This is a genomic window from Dyadobacter arcticus, assembly GCF_011762185.1.
Classification (GTDB): Bacteria; Bacteroidota; Bacteroidia; order Cytophagales; family Spirosomataceae; genus Dyadobacter; species Dyadobacter arcticus.
Genome location: NZ_JAASQJ010000007.1, coordinates 93,474 through 110,624, shown reverse-complemented (window position 1 = coordinate 110,624; position 17,151 = coordinate 93,474). Strand labels below are relative to the sequence as shown.

General features: G+C 43.5%; 14 protein-coding genes. 10 read left to right on the top strand and 4 right to left on the bottom strand.

Annotated features, from left to right (window positions below; translation table 11 throughout):
• Positions 1–194 precede the first annotated feature (194 nt).
• From FHS68_RS25345 to FHS68_RS25325, 5 genes are all read left to right on the top strand, one after another.
• Positions 195–431, top strand: coding sequence for an acyl carrier protein (locus tag FHS68_RS25345; protein ID WP_167276788.1), 237 nt, complete (start codon positions 195–197; stop codon positions 429–431).
• Positions 432–475: 44 nt separating this feature from the next.
• A complete protein-coding gene (gene fabF / locus FHS68_RS25340; RefSeq protein WP_167276785.1) occupies positions 476–1,729 on the top strand; it encodes a beta-ketoacyl-ACP synthase II in 1,254 nt (417 codons plus the stop codon).
• A 14-nt stretch (positions 1,730–1,743) separates the two neighbouring features.
• Positions 1,744–2,490: a ribonuclease III gene (rnc, locus tag FHS68_RS25335; RefSeq protein ID WP_167276782.1), complete on the top strand. Its 747-nt coding sequence runs from the start codon at positions 1,744–1,746 to the stop codon at positions 2,488–2,490.
• 229 nt (positions 2,491–2,719) lie between these two features.
• Positions 2,720–3,151, top strand: a complete 432-nt coding sequence (locus FHS68_RS25330; RefSeq protein WP_167276779.1) for an Hsp20/alpha crystallin family protein — start codon at positions 2,720–2,722, stop codon at positions 3,149–3,151.
• A gap of 214 nt (positions 3,152–3,365) precedes the next feature.
• Complete coding sequence (locus FHS68_RS25325) at positions 3,366–4,898, top strand: Do family serine endopeptidase (protein ID WP_167276776.1); 1,533 nt, start codon at positions 3,366–3,368, stop codon at positions 4,896–4,898.
• Positions 4,899–4,962: 64 nt separating this feature from the next.
• On the opposite strand, the gene FHS68_RS25320 is transcribed toward FHS68_RS25325, so the two are convergent.
• Positions 4,963–6,615: a pseudouridine synthase gene (locus FHS68_RS25320; protein ID WP_167276773.1), complete on the bottom strand. Its 1,653-nt coding sequence runs from the start codon at positions 6,613–6,615 to the stop codon at positions 4,963–4,965.
• A 271-nt stretch (positions 6,616–6,886) separates the two neighbouring features.
• Here FHS68_RS25320 and FHS68_RS25315 point away from each other — a divergent pair, with 271 nt between their 5' ends.
• From FHS68_RS25315 to FHS68_RS25305, 3 genes are all read left to right on the top strand, one after another.
• Positions 6,887–8,836 (top strand): acetoacetate--CoA ligase, encoded by a 1,950-nt coding sequence (locus FHS68_RS25315; protein ID WP_167276770.1) that lies wholly within the window; start codon positions 6,887–6,889, stop codon positions 8,834–8,836.
• Between the two features lie 110 nt (positions 8,837–8,946).
• Complete coding sequence (locus tag FHS68_RS25310; protein ID WP_167276767.1) at positions 8,947–10,650, top strand: S41 family peptidase; 1,704 nt, start codon at positions 8,947–8,949, stop codon at positions 10,648–10,650.
• Between the two features lie 35 nt (positions 10,651–10,685).
• Positions 10,686–11,438 (top strand): SDR family NAD(P)-dependent oxidoreductase, encoded by a 753-nt coding sequence (locus FHS68_RS25305; protein ID WP_167276764.1) that lies wholly within the window; start codon positions 10,686–10,688, stop codon positions 11,436–11,438.
• A gap of 31 nt (positions 11,439–11,469) precedes the next feature.
• Here the strand turns inward: FHS68_RS25305 and FHS68_RS25300 are convergent, their stop codons facing one another.
• The 3 genes from FHS68_RS25300 to FHS68_RS25290 all read right to left on the bottom strand — a co-directional run bounded on the left by FHS68_RS25300 (position 11,470) and on the right by FHS68_RS25290 (position 15,760).
• On the bottom strand, positions 11,470–12,150 hold the full coding sequence (locus FHS68_RS25300; RefSeq protein WP_167276761.1) for a peptidoglycan DD-metalloendopeptidase family protein: 681 nt from the start codon (positions 12,148–12,150) through the stop codon (positions 11,470–11,472).
• Positions 12,151–12,159: 9 nt separating this feature from the next.
• Positions 12,160–14,739 (bottom strand): zinc-dependent metalloprotease, encoded by a 2,580-nt coding sequence (locus FHS68_RS25295; RefSeq protein WP_167276759.1) that lies wholly within the window; start codon positions 14,737–14,739, stop codon positions 12,160–12,162.
• A gap of 85 nt (positions 14,740–14,824) precedes the next feature.
• Positions 14,825–15,760 (bottom strand): Ppx/GppA phosphatase family protein, encoded by a 936-nt coding sequence (locus FHS68_RS25290; protein ID WP_167276756.1) that lies wholly within the window; start codon positions 15,758–15,760, stop codon positions 14,825–14,827.
• Positions 15,761–15,917: 157 nt separating this feature from the next.
• On the opposite strand from FHS68_RS25290, the gene rpsU reads away from it, so the two are divergent.
• Both rpsU and FHS68_RS25280 read left to right on the top strand, forming a co-directional pair.
• Positions 15,918–16,112: a 30S ribosomal protein S21 gene (gene rpsU, locus FHS68_RS25285; RefSeq protein WP_026629542.1), complete on the top strand. Its 195-nt coding sequence runs from the start codon at positions 15,918–15,920 to the stop codon at positions 16,110–16,112.
• Between the two features lie 108 nt (positions 16,113–16,220).
• The gene (locus tag FHS68_RS25280; RefSeq protein ID WP_167276753.1) at positions 16,221–17,093 is read left to right on the top strand and encodes a phage lytic cycle repressor MrpR family protein; all 873 of its coding nucleotides are present in this window, start codon (positions 16,221–16,223) and stop codon (positions 17,091–17,093) included.
• The last annotated feature ends 58 nt before the right edge of the window (positions 17,094–17,151 follow it).

Here is a 17,151-nt window from a genome sequence, read left to right as displayed (position 1 = left end):
ATGTACTGTTATCTCTAATGTTCTCCAGACGAATGGCAGATTTCCTGTGTGATATAGCTGATAAGCGATTGATTTTCTGCTTTTTTTATTTTGTAGGCCAGGTTCACAATAAAATGAAGGTGGGAAAAAAATTTTGAAAAAGTGAACTGAAATATCTTTCTTTGTGGCGATTTTAACCAAAAAGTGAATATAAAATGTCAGCAATTGAAGAAAGAGTTAAGCAAATTATCGTCGAGAAACTCGGCGTTGAAGAGTCGGAGGTTACACCGGAAGCAAACTTCCAGAACGACTTGGGAGCAGACTCTCTAGATACCGTTGAATTAATTATGGAGTTTGAAAAAGAATTCAATTTATCTATCCCTGACGACCAGGCAGAGAACATTGGTACAGTTGGCCAGGCTGTTGCATATCTGGAAGAAAACGTGAAGTAATTCGGTTTCACACCAGTGTCATCTTCTATTTCTGTCCCTATTTTATGAGTTTTAAGAGAGTTGTGATTACGGGGATGGGTGCACTAACACCTATCGGGAATGATGTTTCTACCTTTTGGACAAATTTGGTGGCAGGTGTAAGTGGGGCAGCGCCAATTACACACTTCGATGCTGAAAAGTTTCGCACCCGTTTTGCCTGTGAAATTAAAGGTCTCGATATCAATAATTACATTCCTCGACAGGAAGCGCGTAAGATGGACCCATTTGCCCAATACGCTGTAATTGCCGCAGATGAAGCGATGAAGGACGCCGGCTTTGACGCAGATACGCTTGATCTCGACAAAGCCGGTGTAATTTGGGGTACCGGTATCGGTGGCCTCAAAACTTTTGAAGAGGAAGTAATGAATTATGCTACAAACGGCAACATCCCCAGATTCAACCCCTTCTTTATCCCTAAAATGATCGTAGACAGCGCATCGGGAGTACTCTCGATCCGCTATGGTTTCCGGGGACCCAATTTCATCACCGTTTCTGCTTGCGCATCAGCGACAAATGCCATGATTGACGCATTTAATTATATCAAACTTGGTATGATGAATGTTTGCATTTCAGGTGGATCGGAAGCAGCTATCACGATTGCAGGAGTTGGAGGTTTCAATGCGCTCAAAGCATTATCTGAAAGGAATGATTCTCCCGAAACGGCTTCAAGACCGTATGATAAAGATCGTGATGGCTTTGTTCTAGGAGAAGGCGGGGCAGCACTCATTTTAGAAGAACTGGAACACGCAAAAGCCAGGGGCGCAAAAATTTACGCCGAAATGACAGGCGCAGGAATGTCATCCGACGCCTATCACATTACAGCTCCTCATCCCGACGGCCTTGGCGCTCACATTGTAATGAAAAATGCAGTTGAAAATGCAGGGCTTCAACCTGAAGACATCGACTACATTAATACACACGGCACATCTACACCAATAGGCGATCCTCAGGAAATTAAAGCCATTGAAAAATATTTTGGTGAACATGCTTATAACATGGGCATCAGCTCAACCAAGTCAATGACTGGGCACTTGCTGGGCGGAGCAGGCGCAATTGAGGCGGCTGCATGTATCATGGCTATCCGGGACCAGATCGTCCCTCCAACCATCAATCACTTTACAGACGATCCGGGGATCAACCCCAGGCTAAACCTGACTTTCAACAAAGCTGAAAAAAGGAAGATTAATTATGCGCTGAGCAATACCTTCGGTTTTGGAGGGCATAACGCATCAGTCATTTTTAAAAAGTATGAGGGCTGATAAACTTTTCACAATTGGCAAAGCGAATTCTTATACCGATCCTTTCTCTTTTCAGGAGCGGTAGTGCTGAGGACAAAAAATTTAAGGAGTCGATTGCTCACGTAATTGGCGACCGGCCATCAAATCTTGGAGTATATCAGCTCGCTTTTCGCCATACCTCCGCATCCAAGGAAACGGCCATCAAAGGTTTCCGTGAATCAAATGAAAGGTTGGAATATCTGGGGGACGCTGTTCTTGGAATGGTAGTTGCAGAATTTCTATTTACCAAATACCCCTACAAAGATGAAGGATTTCTAACTGAGATCCGCTCCCGCATTGTTAACCGCGAATCGCTCAATCAAATTTCCCGTAAACTCGGACTCGATCGCCTGATCGAATATGACGGGAACCGTCGCGGCATGTCGCCCCGATCTTCCATGTACGGAGATGCACTTGAAGCATTTGTCGGGGCTATTTATTTAGATAAAGGCTTTCGGTTTACCCGCACTTTTATCATCAGCAAGCTGATCACACACTACGACCTCGACAGCATTATCCAAAATAATGCAAACTTCAAAAGCCTTATCATCGAATGGGCCCAGCGCGAGGGGAAAGAAATCCGTTTTGAAATTCTTGAAGAAAGAGGAACTCGCCATCACCGCGAATTTATTTCCCAAATACTGGTCAATGAAGAGCCTTTCGCTACTGGAAATGGCTTTACCAAAAAGAAGGCCGAACAATCCGCTTCGGAACAGGCCTGTGCGCTTCTGGAATTAAAATAGCTTCTCCAAGATTTTAACGCATCGTATCGTAGGCCCCATACCTATAATCCAATTTTATGACAAAAATTCTGGGTAAAACGGCCATTATGGCACAATTAATATTGTGTAGAACAAAAAGCGGCCATTTTGTCTTAACTTTTTGTGTTTTAGGTGTGAGGAATAAATGTTGAATGGGAGTTCGCATACCAGATTGGTAAGAACTTAAATCAGACATTAAAACTTTATAACAATGAGCACATTAGTCAAAACACATTTCGCAGGCCCATCTTATTTGAATGGATTTTTGGGTAAAGAACTTTTTAATGAATACAACACACCCGCGTTTTCGGGAAGTGTACCAGCCGTAAATGTGGTTGAAAGTAAAGAAGGTTTCCGCATTGAAGTGGCTGCACCTGGTTTGCAAAAAGGCGATTTTAAATTGAATCTTGAAAAAAACCAGTTGACTATCTCTGCCCAAAAGGAGGTCAAGGAAGAGGAAAGCAATGAAAAGTATACTCGCAGGGAATTCAAATACAATTCTTTCCAACGCACTTTCACTTTGCCCAATTCTGTGGACGGAGAAAAAATTGAAGCTAGTTACAATGAGGGCATTCTGAGCATTGCTTTGCCGAAACGCGAAGAGGCAAAAGAAAAACCTGCTCGTGCAATTGAAATTGCTTAATAGTCAGGCTTATCTGAAAGGCGTTATTCGCAAGAATAGCGCCTTTTTTATGAAAGCAATTGGATAAATGTTAAATTCGGCTGGCAGGATATTTTAGTGAAAATCTTAAATAAAATACCTTTGTTAAAATATGTTAAATGAGCCTGTAACGGGAATACTTTGTTATTTGCTTTGCGTTATTCATTCATAAAAATAAAAACCCCAACATATGTCTATGAAAACAAATTGGAAAGGTTTAGTGTTGGTTGGGTTGATTTCAAGTGCATCAACTCTTGCCGGCTTTAAACTGTTAGGTACTGATAATGGTAAAGATGTAATTTTTAAAGAAGCTGCTGCTGAATCCATTGCGCGTTTTACTTCCACCGGTGCCCCGGCAGGTGCTCCTGGTGATTTTGTATATGCTGCTGAGGCTACTACCCCAACGGTAGTTCATATTAAATCAACGATCACACGACAGGCTTCCCGTAGTCAGCAACAAATTCCGGATATTTTTAAGGATTTCTTTGGTGATGATTTCGGTGGTGGTTCACGCGGTCCGCAGTCCGCAGAAGCTGCTGGTTCAGGGGTAATTATTTCTCCGGATGGCTACATCGTTACCAACAACCACGTGGTGGAAGGTGCGCAGGAATTGGAAGTAACATTGCATAATAAAGGAAAATACAGAGCCAAGGTGATTGGAGCTGATCCATCCACTGATATCGCTGTCATTAAAATCGAAGCAAAAGATCTTCCTGCAGTTGTGTTAGGTAATTCTGACGCTGTGAAAGTGGGAGAATGGGTGGTAGCTGTTGGTAATCCGTTCAATTTGGAATCGACTGTTACAGCAGGTATTGTGAGTGCGAAAGGTCGTGGGCTTGGCATTATCGGCCAATCGAGCCGCCGCAATGGTGTAACGCCCACTTCAATGGCAGCCGGTGACTCGCCTCTTGAGTCGTTTATTCAAACTGATGCAGTTGTAAATCCTGGAAACAGTGGTGGTGCATTGGTGAACCTGAAAGGTGAGTTAATCGGAATTAATACCGCGATCGCTAGCCCAACAGGAAGTTTCGCGGGCTATGCATTTGCAGTTCCTTCAAGCATTGTTAAAAAGGTATCAAGCGACCTCATCAAATTCGGAAACGTTCAACGCGGATATCTGGGTATTCAGCTTGACGATCTTGACAGCAGAAAGGCAGAGGAGTATGGAGTTAAAGTGAATGATGGCGTTTATGTTCGCGAGTTCACCGAAAATAGTGCTGCAAAAGCAGGTGGCGTAAGCAAAGGCGATGTGATTGTAAAAGTAGATGGTATGGATATTCATTCGGTGCCTGAATTGCAGCAAGCCATTGGGTTGCACAAACCTGGCGATAAAGTGAATCTGACTGTGAATCGTGAGGGTAAAGAAAAAGAATTGGACGTTACGCTTCGCAACAGGACTGGTGGTTCGGATATCATTAAACGTGATGAAACTGCTGCTATCATGAGTGCATTGGGCGCACAGTTTGCCAACCTAAGTGATGCTGAAAAACAAAGACTTTCCCGTTACAAAATCGATGGCGGTGTAAAAGTTCTTTCAATCGAAGGTGGCAAATTTGGCCGTTCGCAAGTTGAAGAAGGCTTTATAATCACCAAGGTCAATGGGAAAGCAATTAAGACAGTAAAGGATTTTGAATCGGCGATTGCCGGAAAAGCAGAATCAATGGTTCAATTTGAAGGGCTATATCCTGACGCTCCGTACGACGTTTACTCGTTCGGATTTAGGTTGTAAACCATTTGCCAATAAAAAAACCGGCTGCGATCATCATCGCAGCCGGTTTTTTTATAAACAATTATTAAAGCATAAATTTCAGCTTAACAACTTCTTTTTCACTTAAAAACCGCCATTTGCCTCTTGGGAGATCTTTCTTGTCCAAACCTGCAAATACCGTGCGGTCCAGTTTTTGAACTTCGTAACCCAAATGTTCAAATATTCTCCTGACAATCCGGTTACGGCCACTGTGAATTTCAAGCCCTACAACCATAGCATCAGGTGTAACGATCCCTACTTCGTCCGGGCGGATGAAACCGTCTTCAAGTTCAACGCCAGTTTCTAGTAGCTCAAAGTCCTCTGTAGTAATTGGTTTGTCCAGTTCCGCCTGGTAGATTTTCTTAATGCCTCCCGATGGATGCGTCAGTTTTTTTGCTAGTTCACCATCATTGGTCATCAGCAAAAGCCCAGTTGTATTTCTATCCAGCCTGCCTACAGGATATACCCGTTCAGAACATGCTCCTTTGATCAGGTCTAAAACTGTTTTGCGGTCTTCGGGATCGTCTGTTGTGGTAATGTAATCCTTTGGCTTGTTAATCAGGATGTAAACCATTTTTTCGGGGTTAAGCGCCTTTTTGCCATATTTGACAACATCTGTACGCATTACCTTATAGCCCATTTCAGTAATGGTCTTTCCGTTTACAGAAATCTGGCCCGATGAAATCAGGTCATCTGCCTCACGCCGCGAGCAGATTCCTGCATTAGCGATATAGCGGTTGAGCCGGATCTCATTGCTTTCTTCTTTCTTCTTTGGGGCACCCTTTTTTTCGTATCCCGCGAGATTGTATTTGGGAGCACTTTCAAAACGGCCTACTCTGCGGTCGGCTCCACCATTGTTCTCAGCTGCTTCCGTATTTTCCTCTCTTGGAGTGCGTTCACTTACTTCCCTTTCGCCTGAATGATTGGCATTATCTTTTTTTTTAAAGTCGCCTCGCTCAGGCCTTTCGCGCTGGAATGGCCTTTCTCTTCTGTCTGATTCAGGTCTGGGCTTAAATTCTCTTGAATCATTACCCTTCTCAAAACGAGGTCTTTCAGGCCGGTCGCCAGCAAATGGTTTTCTTTCTCCTGATTTGAAATCTTCTCTTGGCTTGAAATCTTTTGAATCATTACTTCGCTCAGTACGAGGTCTTTCCGTTCTGTCGCCAAACGCTCTTCTTGCTCCCGGATTGGAATTTTCCCTCGGCTTGAATGATCGGCTATCATCACTTCTTTCAAAACGCAGTCTTTCCGGATTTTCACCAGTTCCTCTGCTTTCTCGAGGAGCGTCTTCTCTTGGCTTGAATGACTTCGCGTACCTGTCAGGAGTAGGTCGCCCGGGTTCTCTTTTGTCGCTTGGACCGCGGGAATCACCGTCACGTTTAAAGACGCGCGGTTTGTCACGATCAACCTTATCTGATCCGTATTTTTTAAATTCCGGTTTGTCGAAACGCGGCCGATCCGTTTTTGGTTTTTCGTGGTCGAAATTTGGACGGGCCTTTGGGCCTTTGTTTTCCGACGTCGCGCCTACTCTCAAACTGGATTTTTTAATACTTGGTTTGCTAAAACGGCTTTCTGCTTCCGGCTTTGCTTTTTTGAAGGGACGGTCAGATCCGTCATTGGATTTTCGGAAGGATGTTGATCCACCGCTGGAAGTGCGCAAGGTGCTTGCTGACTTCGGGTTGCTTGTTCTTTTTCTCATCAGGAATGCAGTATCACTACTGGATTTGTTTCCTCTAACTATTTATCGTGTAACTGATAGCCAATAAAATCTGCTATCTAACGTATCTGATGATCAGAGTACTTATATAATTTAAATTTTTAGGGCGCAAAGATACGCTTATTTTCGGAGGAAATTTTTTTGTTTCGTTTTATGTCAAAAGTCATAACGCAACGTTTATTAGTACTATCGCGGGCAGGCTGATCACATGGCAATATTTGCTCAATCTATTCCTTCACATAATGCTTTAAATATGTCAGATGAAGTACAAGCCCAACCCTTATGGAAGCCAGGAAGAACTTTGCTGGAACAATCCAATCTCAAAAAATTCATGGATTGGCTATTCGTTAAAAAAGGACTTTACTTTCGCTCGTATCATGATTTATGGGAATGGTCGGTAACAGATTTGGAGGATTTTTGGGAAAGCCTCTGGCATTATTTCAACATTAAATCTCACGACCTTTATCTCGAAGTCCTGCAAAGACCACAAAACGGATTGATCCGCACCAAATGGTTTACCCGCGCCAAGCTGAACTACGCGGAGCATATCTTTCGAAACAAAACAAAAGACCGTCCCGCTATCATTTTCCAGTCGGAGCAAGCCGAATTAAGAGAGATTTCGTGGGAGACGCTGGAAGAGGAAGTTGCAGCCGTTGCAACCTGGCTCAGACAACGGGGTGTTAAACCAGGCGACCGGGTCGCAGCTGTTTTACCTAATATACCACAAGCAGTTACGGCATTTCTGGCTACCAATGCTGTTGGCGCGATATGGTCCTCATGTTCTCCCGATTTTGGTAAAGCCGCCATTTCAGAACGTTTTTCTCAGATTGAGCCCAAAGTGCTGTTCATCGCGGATGGTTATTCGTACAATGGCAAAACCTATGACATTACTTCTTTTGCCCAGGAATTATCATTTTCGATTCCCTCAGCGAAGGACACAGTTTTAATCAACAATATTTTTTCTGAAACCCGACCTGAGCGTTTTACATCCTGGGAGGATATTTTACACATTCAGAATTTCGGGCTTGATTTCGAGCCGGTCCCATTTGATCATCCGATTTGGGTACTCTATTCTTCGGGTACGACGGCTCAGCCAAAGGCGATTACGCATGGAGTTGGCGGGTGTCTTATCGAACATATGAAGGCGCTGATACTTCATCAGAATGTGAAACCAGGCGACAGATATTTCTGGTACTCAACCACGGGATGGATGATGTGGAATTACGCTTTGGGATCACTTTTATGCGGAGCTACATTGGTCCTCTATGATGGCGGACCAGCATATCCTTCCTCACAGACGCTCTGGACACTTGCTGAAAAAGCGAGGATCACCCATTTTGGTAGCGGTGCAGCATACTTTATATCTTCTATGAAAAGTGGCGTAAGTATCACATCGGAGCGCCTTGCCAGTCTTGAAACGATCGGGTCCACAGGTTCACCATTACCTTCCGAGGTTTATGAATGGATATACAAGCAGGTTAAAAAAGACGTCTGGCTTATTTCTCTAAGTGGTGGAACAGATGTCTGCAGTGCATTTGTCGGAGGCTGCCCAATGCTTCCGGTTTATGCCGGAGAAATTCAATGCCGTATGCTGGGCTGTAAGATTGAGGCTTTTGATGACGATGGTAACCCAGTACACAACGATCTGGGAGAAATGGTGATCACGCAACCTATGCCTTCCATGCCTGTTTATTTTTGGAATGATAAAAACGACGCAAAATACCTGGAAAGCTATTTTGAAATGTATCCAAACGTATGGAGACATGGCGATTGGATTAAAATAACAGACAGGAAATCTGTGATCATTTATGGGCGATCGGATGCAACATTAAATAGAGGCGGAGTAAGAATCGGAACGGCCGAAGTTTATCATGCAGTTGAAGGTATTCCGGACATAAAGGATAGCCTGGCCGTTTACCTCGAAAAGAAGAATGGCGAAGGTACCATTTCTTTGTTCGTAGTTTTGGCAAAAGACAAAACACTTACTGAAGAACTAAAAACCCAGATCCGCGACACATTGCGCACTCAATACAGCCCTCGCCATGTGCCTGACACGATAGAGCAAGTAGCTGACATTCCTTATACTATTAATGGCAAGAAAATGGAAGCGCCAATGAAAAGGATCTTAATGGGTCAGGATCCGTCAGAAGTCATTAACCAGGATACAATGCGTAACCCTGAGTCTTTGAAAGCTTTTGTATAGCAGTTACATCCACGTCTGTTCCTATTTGTTTTAAGCAATCAAAATCGTTTACTTCACGTAGAGAAATCTTCTTCCGCCTCAGTTCCAAAACTCTTTCAAAATATATCAGCATGAATCCAGAAAAATCTAAAACTCCGATTCATAACTCAAAATCAGTCGTGCGGTTGCCAATGATCATTGGCATTACCTTGGCGGCTGGTGTGCTTTTAGGCAGTACGTTTTTTAGCGGCGGAAAGAAGCTTTCTGATGTTGCCAAGGGGTATGCCAAATATCGGGAGGTTTTAATGCTGGTTGAGAATAATTATGTCGATTCCGTGAATACCGATGAGCTGGTCGACTTTTCCATTGCCAAAATGCTGGAAAAGCTTGATCCGCATACCGCCTATTTCAATACAGAAGAAGCTACTGCGGCCCGCTCCCAGCTTGAATCAGGATTCGACGGGATTGGAGTTGAGTTTAACATTTATAATGATACCGTGTATGTGGTAACTCCGCTAAGTGGAGGACCATCGGAAACAGTCGGTATTCAGAGCGGTGACAGGATTATTTCCGTTAATAAGGAAAATTTGTCAGGCCCTGGCGTTACCAATGCACAGGTTTATAAGCTATTAAGAGGAAAAAGAGGCACAAAAGTGGACTTGTCCATTGAAAGAGTCGGGTTGAAAGAGCGGATGAATTATGCCGTTGTACGCGACCGCATCCCTACTTATTCTGTCGACGCATCTTATATGGTCGATCAGGAAGTGGGCTACATTAAAGTGAGCCGTTTCTCGGAAACGACATTTGACGAATTCAAATCTGCACTCAAAACATTAAAGGCAGAAGGTCTGAAAAATCTGATTCTTGACCTTCGTGGAAACCCGGGAGGTTATATGGAACGTGCCACAAGCATGGCTGACGAGTTCATCGCTGGGGATAAGCTGCTGGTCTACACGGAAGGAAAAGATACTCGCTTTGATAGAAAGACCAGGTCGCATATAGACGGTTTGTTTGAACAAGGCCCATTGATTGTGCTGGTAGATGAGGGCAGCGCATCCGCTTCCGAAATCTTGGCAGGAGCCCTTCAGGATCATGACCGGGCATTGGTTGTGGGGAGAAGATCTTATGGAAAAGGATTGGTACAAATGCCAATCAAGCTAACCGACGGTTCAGAACTTCGTTTGACCATTTCCAGGTACTACACACCAAGCGGACGCAGTATTCAAAAGCCTTACGAACTTGGCAAAGGCGAAGATTATAGTCTGGACTTGTCGCACCGCTATGACAGCGGTGAACTTTTCAATGCTGACAGCATTAAGTTTGACAAAAGCAAAGTTTACAAAACCGATGGCGGCAGGATCGTTTACGGCGGCGGCGGTATCACGCCAGACATCTTTGTTCCAAAAGATACATTGTTGAATAGTAAGTATCTCTTTGAGCTTTACTCGAAGAATATCATTCGCGAATACGCATTACGTTATGCGAATGAAAATCAGAAAAAACTTGAAAAGCAGACTTTTAAAGATTTTCTTCAATCGTTCCAAATTTCAGATGCGATGCTTTCAGATCTTGTGAAAGACGCTTCGCGGGCTGGGATAAAGCCAAATGAAAAAGAGCTTAATCATTCAAAGTCAGTAATAACTTCTCAGACCAAAGCCATCATTGGACGATATGTATGGGGTAGAAAGCAGAAGAATGGGTTGAACAATGAAGTTTTTCAGGTTCTAAATCCTTCGGACAATGTTTACACGCAAGCCGTACAGCTTTTTAATCAGGCTGCGCAACTGGAAAAAGGCAAATTCAGCAGCCTCAATATTCCCAAAAATAAAAACTAATTTGCCTGCATTTCAGTAACGAATCATCAATCGTAATGTCCCGTATTGCATTGATTACCGGAGCCACATCCGGCATAGGAAGAGCCACCGCCGAAATATTCGCTGGTTCCGGAATTGACCTCATCCTTTGTGGCAGGCGCAAAGAAAAGCTGGATGAAGTAGCCAGAGTATTGTCGTCACAAGTCCGGGTTACCACGCTTATTTTCGATGTCAGGGATAAAGGAGCCGTTACAGCGATGATCGGATCATTGCCTGACGAATGGAAAAACATTGATATCCTGGTCAACAATGCAGGTAACGCGCATGGGATGGGCTCATTGGATGAGGGCGAGACCGACGATTGGGATGCAATGATTGACGGAAATGTAAAAGGGCTTTTATATGTTTCTAAGGTCGTTATTCCGCTTTTGCTCGAACGGGGTACGGGGCACATTGTCAATATCAGTTCAATAGCCGGAAAGCAGACTTATGCAAATGGGGCCGTTTACTGTGCTTCGAAGGCAGCGGTGGAGGTAATCACTGAGGGAATGCGCCTGGAATTGACGCAGCATGGGATTAAGGTAACCAATATTGCACCCGGAGCAGTCGAAACCGAATTTTCCCTGGTCAGGTTTAAGGGTGATGAAAGCCGTGCCGAAAAAGTGTATCAAGGGTTTGACCCTCTGCAGGCAGCTGATATTGCAGATGCCATTCTTTACGCGGTAAATGCGCCGGACCGGGTTACCATTGCAGATATTACCATCCTGGCAGGCGCACAATCTGCCGCAACAGTGATTCACAGGAAATAATTTTTCCACAACATCCCTCTATTTCCCGACACTACTGATTTTCCGAAACCCTCAAAATCAGATTTGGATCAGGACAGATTGAAAGATAGTATTCGCTGTTCCGGACGCTACTAACTCCTGGAAAATCTCCTGAATAGGTGCCCATATCACTGATAACCTGAAAGTGAAGGTGTGGTGGCCAATCACCATTCTCAGGAAACGGACCGATAAGAGCGAACTTTTCGCCGGCTTCGATTTTCTTTCCGATATGCAATGCGTCCAAAGATGTCGCGGATAAATGCCCGTACAATGTGAAAAACGCGATACCCTTCAATTCATGTCTTAATATAATGGTCGGTCCGTAGTCACCATAATGATTGTTAAAGGCAAAACTATGGACGGAACCTGCAATCGGTGAATAAATAGCTTCGCCCGCTTCCTCCCAAATGTCCGTACCAAGGTGAATGCTTCTTGGATTTTCCGAATCCAGTTCAAAATGTTTGCGCTGGCGGTAAATGACGCGGTTTTCGTTGTAACCTCCGATTCCAATGTAAGTGTTTCCTGATAGCATTCGCCCGAAAACGTAATTGGAAAAATCGCAGGTTTCTGAAAGATCGTGCCGAATAAGATCGCTGTTGTTCTCCGTAAAGTCCAGCTTCCTAAACGGCTTGACATTTCTGATTATAGGTTCAAACCGGGGATATGCAAGAAGAATTTGTGCAAGTTCTGTCAATCCAGTTCGCTATTTAGGATCCAAAGCCATTTTAATTCTTTGCAACACATCCTGCAAATGGTATTTGGTGATCTTGTCTCCGCTTTTTGCGGCAGCACCCTGCAACGTTGTTTTCAGGTCTTCCAAATGTGCGCGTGCAACGGAAGGAAGATCCGTTTTTTCCAGCTCAACCACTCTTGTGGAAAAACCATAAGTAACCCCAACCGGAATCGATTGGACATTGGCCTTACCGGGTTTGAGCAAATCAATTAGCTTTTCTGTGTAAACTTTCTGCAAATTCCTGCGATAAGGATCAATGGCTTTTCCCGATTTTGCTTCTGCCCATATGCCACTTTCCAGATCAGTGAAAAGGTCGTCCAATGTGAAATTTTTGGAATTGCTTCCTGTCTCCATTAAGCGCACAGCCCGGTCTCCTGCAAATAGTGAGGTTAAAGCATATTCCTGCAATGCCTTAATTGCCTCCACACCGGTTTCAGGTTTTATTTTATTTAAAATATTTTGATCCAATAGCCAAATCGGCGTCTTGAACAATTGATTATTTAAAAATGCAACTGCCTCTTTTTGAGTCGTTTTAGGTACTATGGTAAATGTTGAACCCTCCATATCATACGTTATAGGCGTGTCGTAAATTCCGCCAACATTTTTAATAACGTGACCTAAATAACGGCGATACTGGCCAATAACATTTCCGTAAATTTCATCCAGCTCTTTATAACTTTCACCATCCTCTTTACTCCATTCGATCAGATTTGGAAGGATCCTTTTCAGATTTTTAATGCCATATTCGGAAGCTTTCATAGCATTATCGCTCAAATCTTCTGTCTGGTAACGAGGATCATAGGGACTAATTTCTGTTCCAAAATGCAGGCGGTTATCTTTATATGCCTCTTTAGTCATGGTATTAAGTAGCGCCTTCTCCGCATTCACATCCTTGCAATCAGCGAAATTGCTGTAACCCCATTGAATCGCCCATTTGTCGTAATCACCTATTCTTGGGAATAGATTCGTAATGCCGTCCTCAGGTTGTGCTACATAATTAAACCGGGCATAATCCATAATGGAGGACGTATGACCGTGCTCTTCAATCCAATTTTTATCCCGAAGCTTTTCGACCGGAGTTGCAGAACTAGCGCCCATATTGTGGCGCAGACCAAGAGTATGCCCAATTTCGTGGGACGAAACAAAGCGCACCAACTGGCCCATTAACTCATCGTCAAATTTCTTTTTTCGGGCATTTGGATCTACCGCTGCTGCCTGGATAATGTACCAATTTCTGAGCAGGCGCATTACATTGTGATACCAGCCAATATGACTTTCCAGGATTTCACCACTTCTTGGATCGTGGACATTAGGGCCATAAGCGTTCTGAATGTCGGCTGCGAAGTAGCGAATGACCGAATAGCGCGCATCTTCAAGGCTCATGGTTGTATCCTTTTCTGGCCAGTATTCACCACGGATGGCGTTTTTCCAACCTGCTTTCTCAAATGCAACCTGCCAGTCATCAACACCAGCTTTGAGATACTTGCGCCATTTTTCGGGAGTTGCTGGGTCGATATAATAGACGATAGGCTTCTTAGGCTCTATCAATTCACCATTTTTTTGACGTCTGGCATCTTCTGCCGTTTTAGGCTCCAAACGCCATCTTACCGCAAAAATCTCGGTGTCAGAACGCTGGGATTCTTCACCGAATGTGGCATACTGATTGGCAAAAAAACCAACCCGGCTATCAAAAATCCTTTTACGCATCGGACTTTTGGGAAGCAAGATCAGGGATGTATTCATTTCCAGGGTTATCACGCCGGCGTCGAGGCCGGAAGGCAGATATTGGCCAATCGAAGGGCCTGGCGTCGTGGTAAGGACTTGTGGCGTGACGCTAAAGGACTTTACGGTCCGTATCTCCGTGTTAATTGGGTAGCTATTGATTTTTTCGATATAGGAAGCTTCTTTTTTGAAGGCCGCAAGTTTGAGCAATTGCTTGCTAATCGAACTCAATGAAAAAACCTGGTTATCGGCATTAAAAAAATCGGTTACATCAACTACCGAAGATTTCGCACCTGGATCTTTCCTGACGGCCTTTATTTCAAAAACACCAATGATTGGATCCGAATTGGAATTCTTGACCGCCTGGAAAATCGGCTTGGTGCTATCGGGGCTGGTTACCACAACGGTTACCGAACGAAGCAGCAGATTATCGTCCATTCCCTTTTCCCAGCGGATCATTTGTCGGTTGACCTCTTCACCGCCAAAAATCCCGCCTCCGGCCGCAGTTTTGGAATACCGGGTTACCGCCATAATGTCCATGTTCAACAGGGAATCAGGGATTTCGAAGTACCATTTCTGATCCATTTTGTGTACCGAAATCATGCCCTTCTGGCTGACGGCACTGGTATCGATGAGATCTTTAAACGCTTTGGGGCCCTTCTTTTTGTCGTCTTTCAGCTTGTCTTTTACAGCAGAAGCCATTGCATCGACGGCCTTATCAATTTTTACATCTTCCTGTTTTTCTTTCTTTTTTTTCCTTTGAGAATAGGCATTATTCATGTACAGGAAAACCAGTCCCGTTAGAAGAAGGTAGCGGAATAATCTCATAAACTTGTTTAATTATTAAGAATGTACAAAAGCGGTTGGAACTGATAGAGCGTAACAGGAAGGTAATTTAATAAATAATAAGATATTATCTGGATAACAATTCTGCTAGTACTCCCTCTTTCAAGGCATAGCTGGAAACTTGTATCTTGTTGATTGCGTAAGTCTTAAGAACATAGTCAATCAGGCAAACGGCAACGACAATCATATCAACCCGCAATTCAATCATACCAGGAATAAGCAGTCTTTCATTGTGGTTTCCGGAGAGGATAAGCGCATAACTTCTGTAAAACGCTTCGATTGAAATGCCGAAGTCGGTTTGCCCTTTTGGAGGCCAATCATTTTCCCGAAAATGGTAGTCAATGTCGATCAGGGTGTCAAATGTGCCTGATGATCCGACCAATTTTTCCGGAGCATATTGGTGGACAGCATTGGCCAAAGGAATCAGGTTTTCTTCAAAATAATTATTAAGGTTTGTGCGGTCGCGTTGAGATAGTGGATCGTTGCGCATGAACTTTTCCATCAACCGCTGTCCGCCGATCTCGAAACTCTGCTTCCAGAAAATTTGATTTTTATTTCCGATGATGAATTCAACGCTCCCACCTCCAATGTCCATAATCAATGAGGGATTGTCGCCAATATCGGCTCCGGACTTTACGCCTTTATAAATGTACTCCGCTTCCTTGTTTCCATCAATTACCTGGATTTCAATGCCCGTTTTTTCAAAAATTTTTGAACAAAAATCCTCGCGGTTGTCAGCATTGCGTATCGCACTGGTACCAAAAGCAAATGTGTTGTCATTCTGGACTCCGAGCTGGTTGAGTTTTTCACGAAAATACAGAAGCACATGTATCGCCCGTTCGTAGGCTTCAGGGGTTATAATTCGTTGATTAATACCACCTAATCCAATTCTCGCAGGCCTGCTTTCATGGAATATATTGGTAAAAGAGTTGCCATAATTTTCTACAATCAACAGGTGAAAGGTATTTGTTCCCAAGTCAATAATTCCTTGTAGCGAGCTCATATGGGCTTTTTTTTCTTCCAATAGCATTCTTTCCCTGTGGGTATTACAAAAATAACCCAATTTTAATGACTTATTTCTTGATATTCTGTTTGATATAAGTTTTCTTTGCAGTCCGATTTTCAGAGAAACAATCCAAAGAACATTATAAATTTCAAGCATGCTTATTATCAACATTAAAGACAACGAATCGATTGACCGCGCTCTTAAGCGTTACAAGAAGAAATTTGAGAGAACTGGTACCATGCGTCAGCTTCGTGCGCGCACAGCTTTCGAAAAACCATCAGTGAGACGTCGTTTCGAAGTGTTGCGTGCCGTTTATAAAGAAAAAACTTACGGTCATTTAGAAGACTAGTTCTCCGGAATTGTTTTCTGAAAGATTTCAATAGGATTATTATATCCACATCAATTGGAAAAAGAGCTGTCTTACGCAAGGCAGCTCTTTTTTTTGTATGTTACAGGCATGATAGCGTCATTTCTGGAATTTCTTAAATTTGAAAAGCGCGCCAGTGTGCATACAGTAACCTCGTACGAGACGGATCTGGACCAGTTTCAGAAATATCTTCTCTTTCAGTATGAATGTGGCGCTCCTGAAAATGCAAATGCTCCAATGCTGCGTTCGTGGGTGGTGAGTTTAATGGAGGAGGGCCTCAATCCTTCGTCTATCAACCGAAAAATCGCGTCTCTCCGGGCTTATTATGGATTTTTAAGAAGAAAAAAACATATAACCAAAGACCCTACAAAAATCCTTTCTGCATTAAAAACCAGAAAAAAGCTGCCCGCTTATGTAGAAGAGAAATCAATGGAGATGCTTTTTGAAGAAGCAACATTTTCGGATGATTTTGAAGGGCTGCGGGATAGGGTTATCCTGGAATTATTGTATGGAACAGGAATTCGTCTGGCAGAACTGATCGATCTGGAGATACCTAATGTGGACCTAACCGGAAGAACGATCCGTGTTTTTGGAAAACGGGCGAAAGAGCGTATTGTACCGGTATCTTCGTCACTTATTGATTTATTAAAAAAATATCTGCAGCAAAGATCACCGGTGGAGAACACAAAAAAACTGATCATTACTGATTCAGGGAAGGAGGCCTATCCAGTTTTCATTCAGCGGATTGTAAAAAAATACTTAACCGGAGTGACGACGCTTTCCCAAAAAAGTCCACACGTGCTTCGTCACACTTATGCGACGCACCTGCTAAATCGTGGCGCAGACCTCAATGCGATCAAAGAATTGCTGGGACACGCAAATCTTGCAGCCACACAGATTTACACGCATAACTCCATTGAAAAGCTCAAAAAAACGCATCAGCAAGCTCATCCAAAAGCCTGAAACCCATTTTTTAGGAGTATATTTACCCTAAACGCAATTTTCCAAATATAATTTCGTC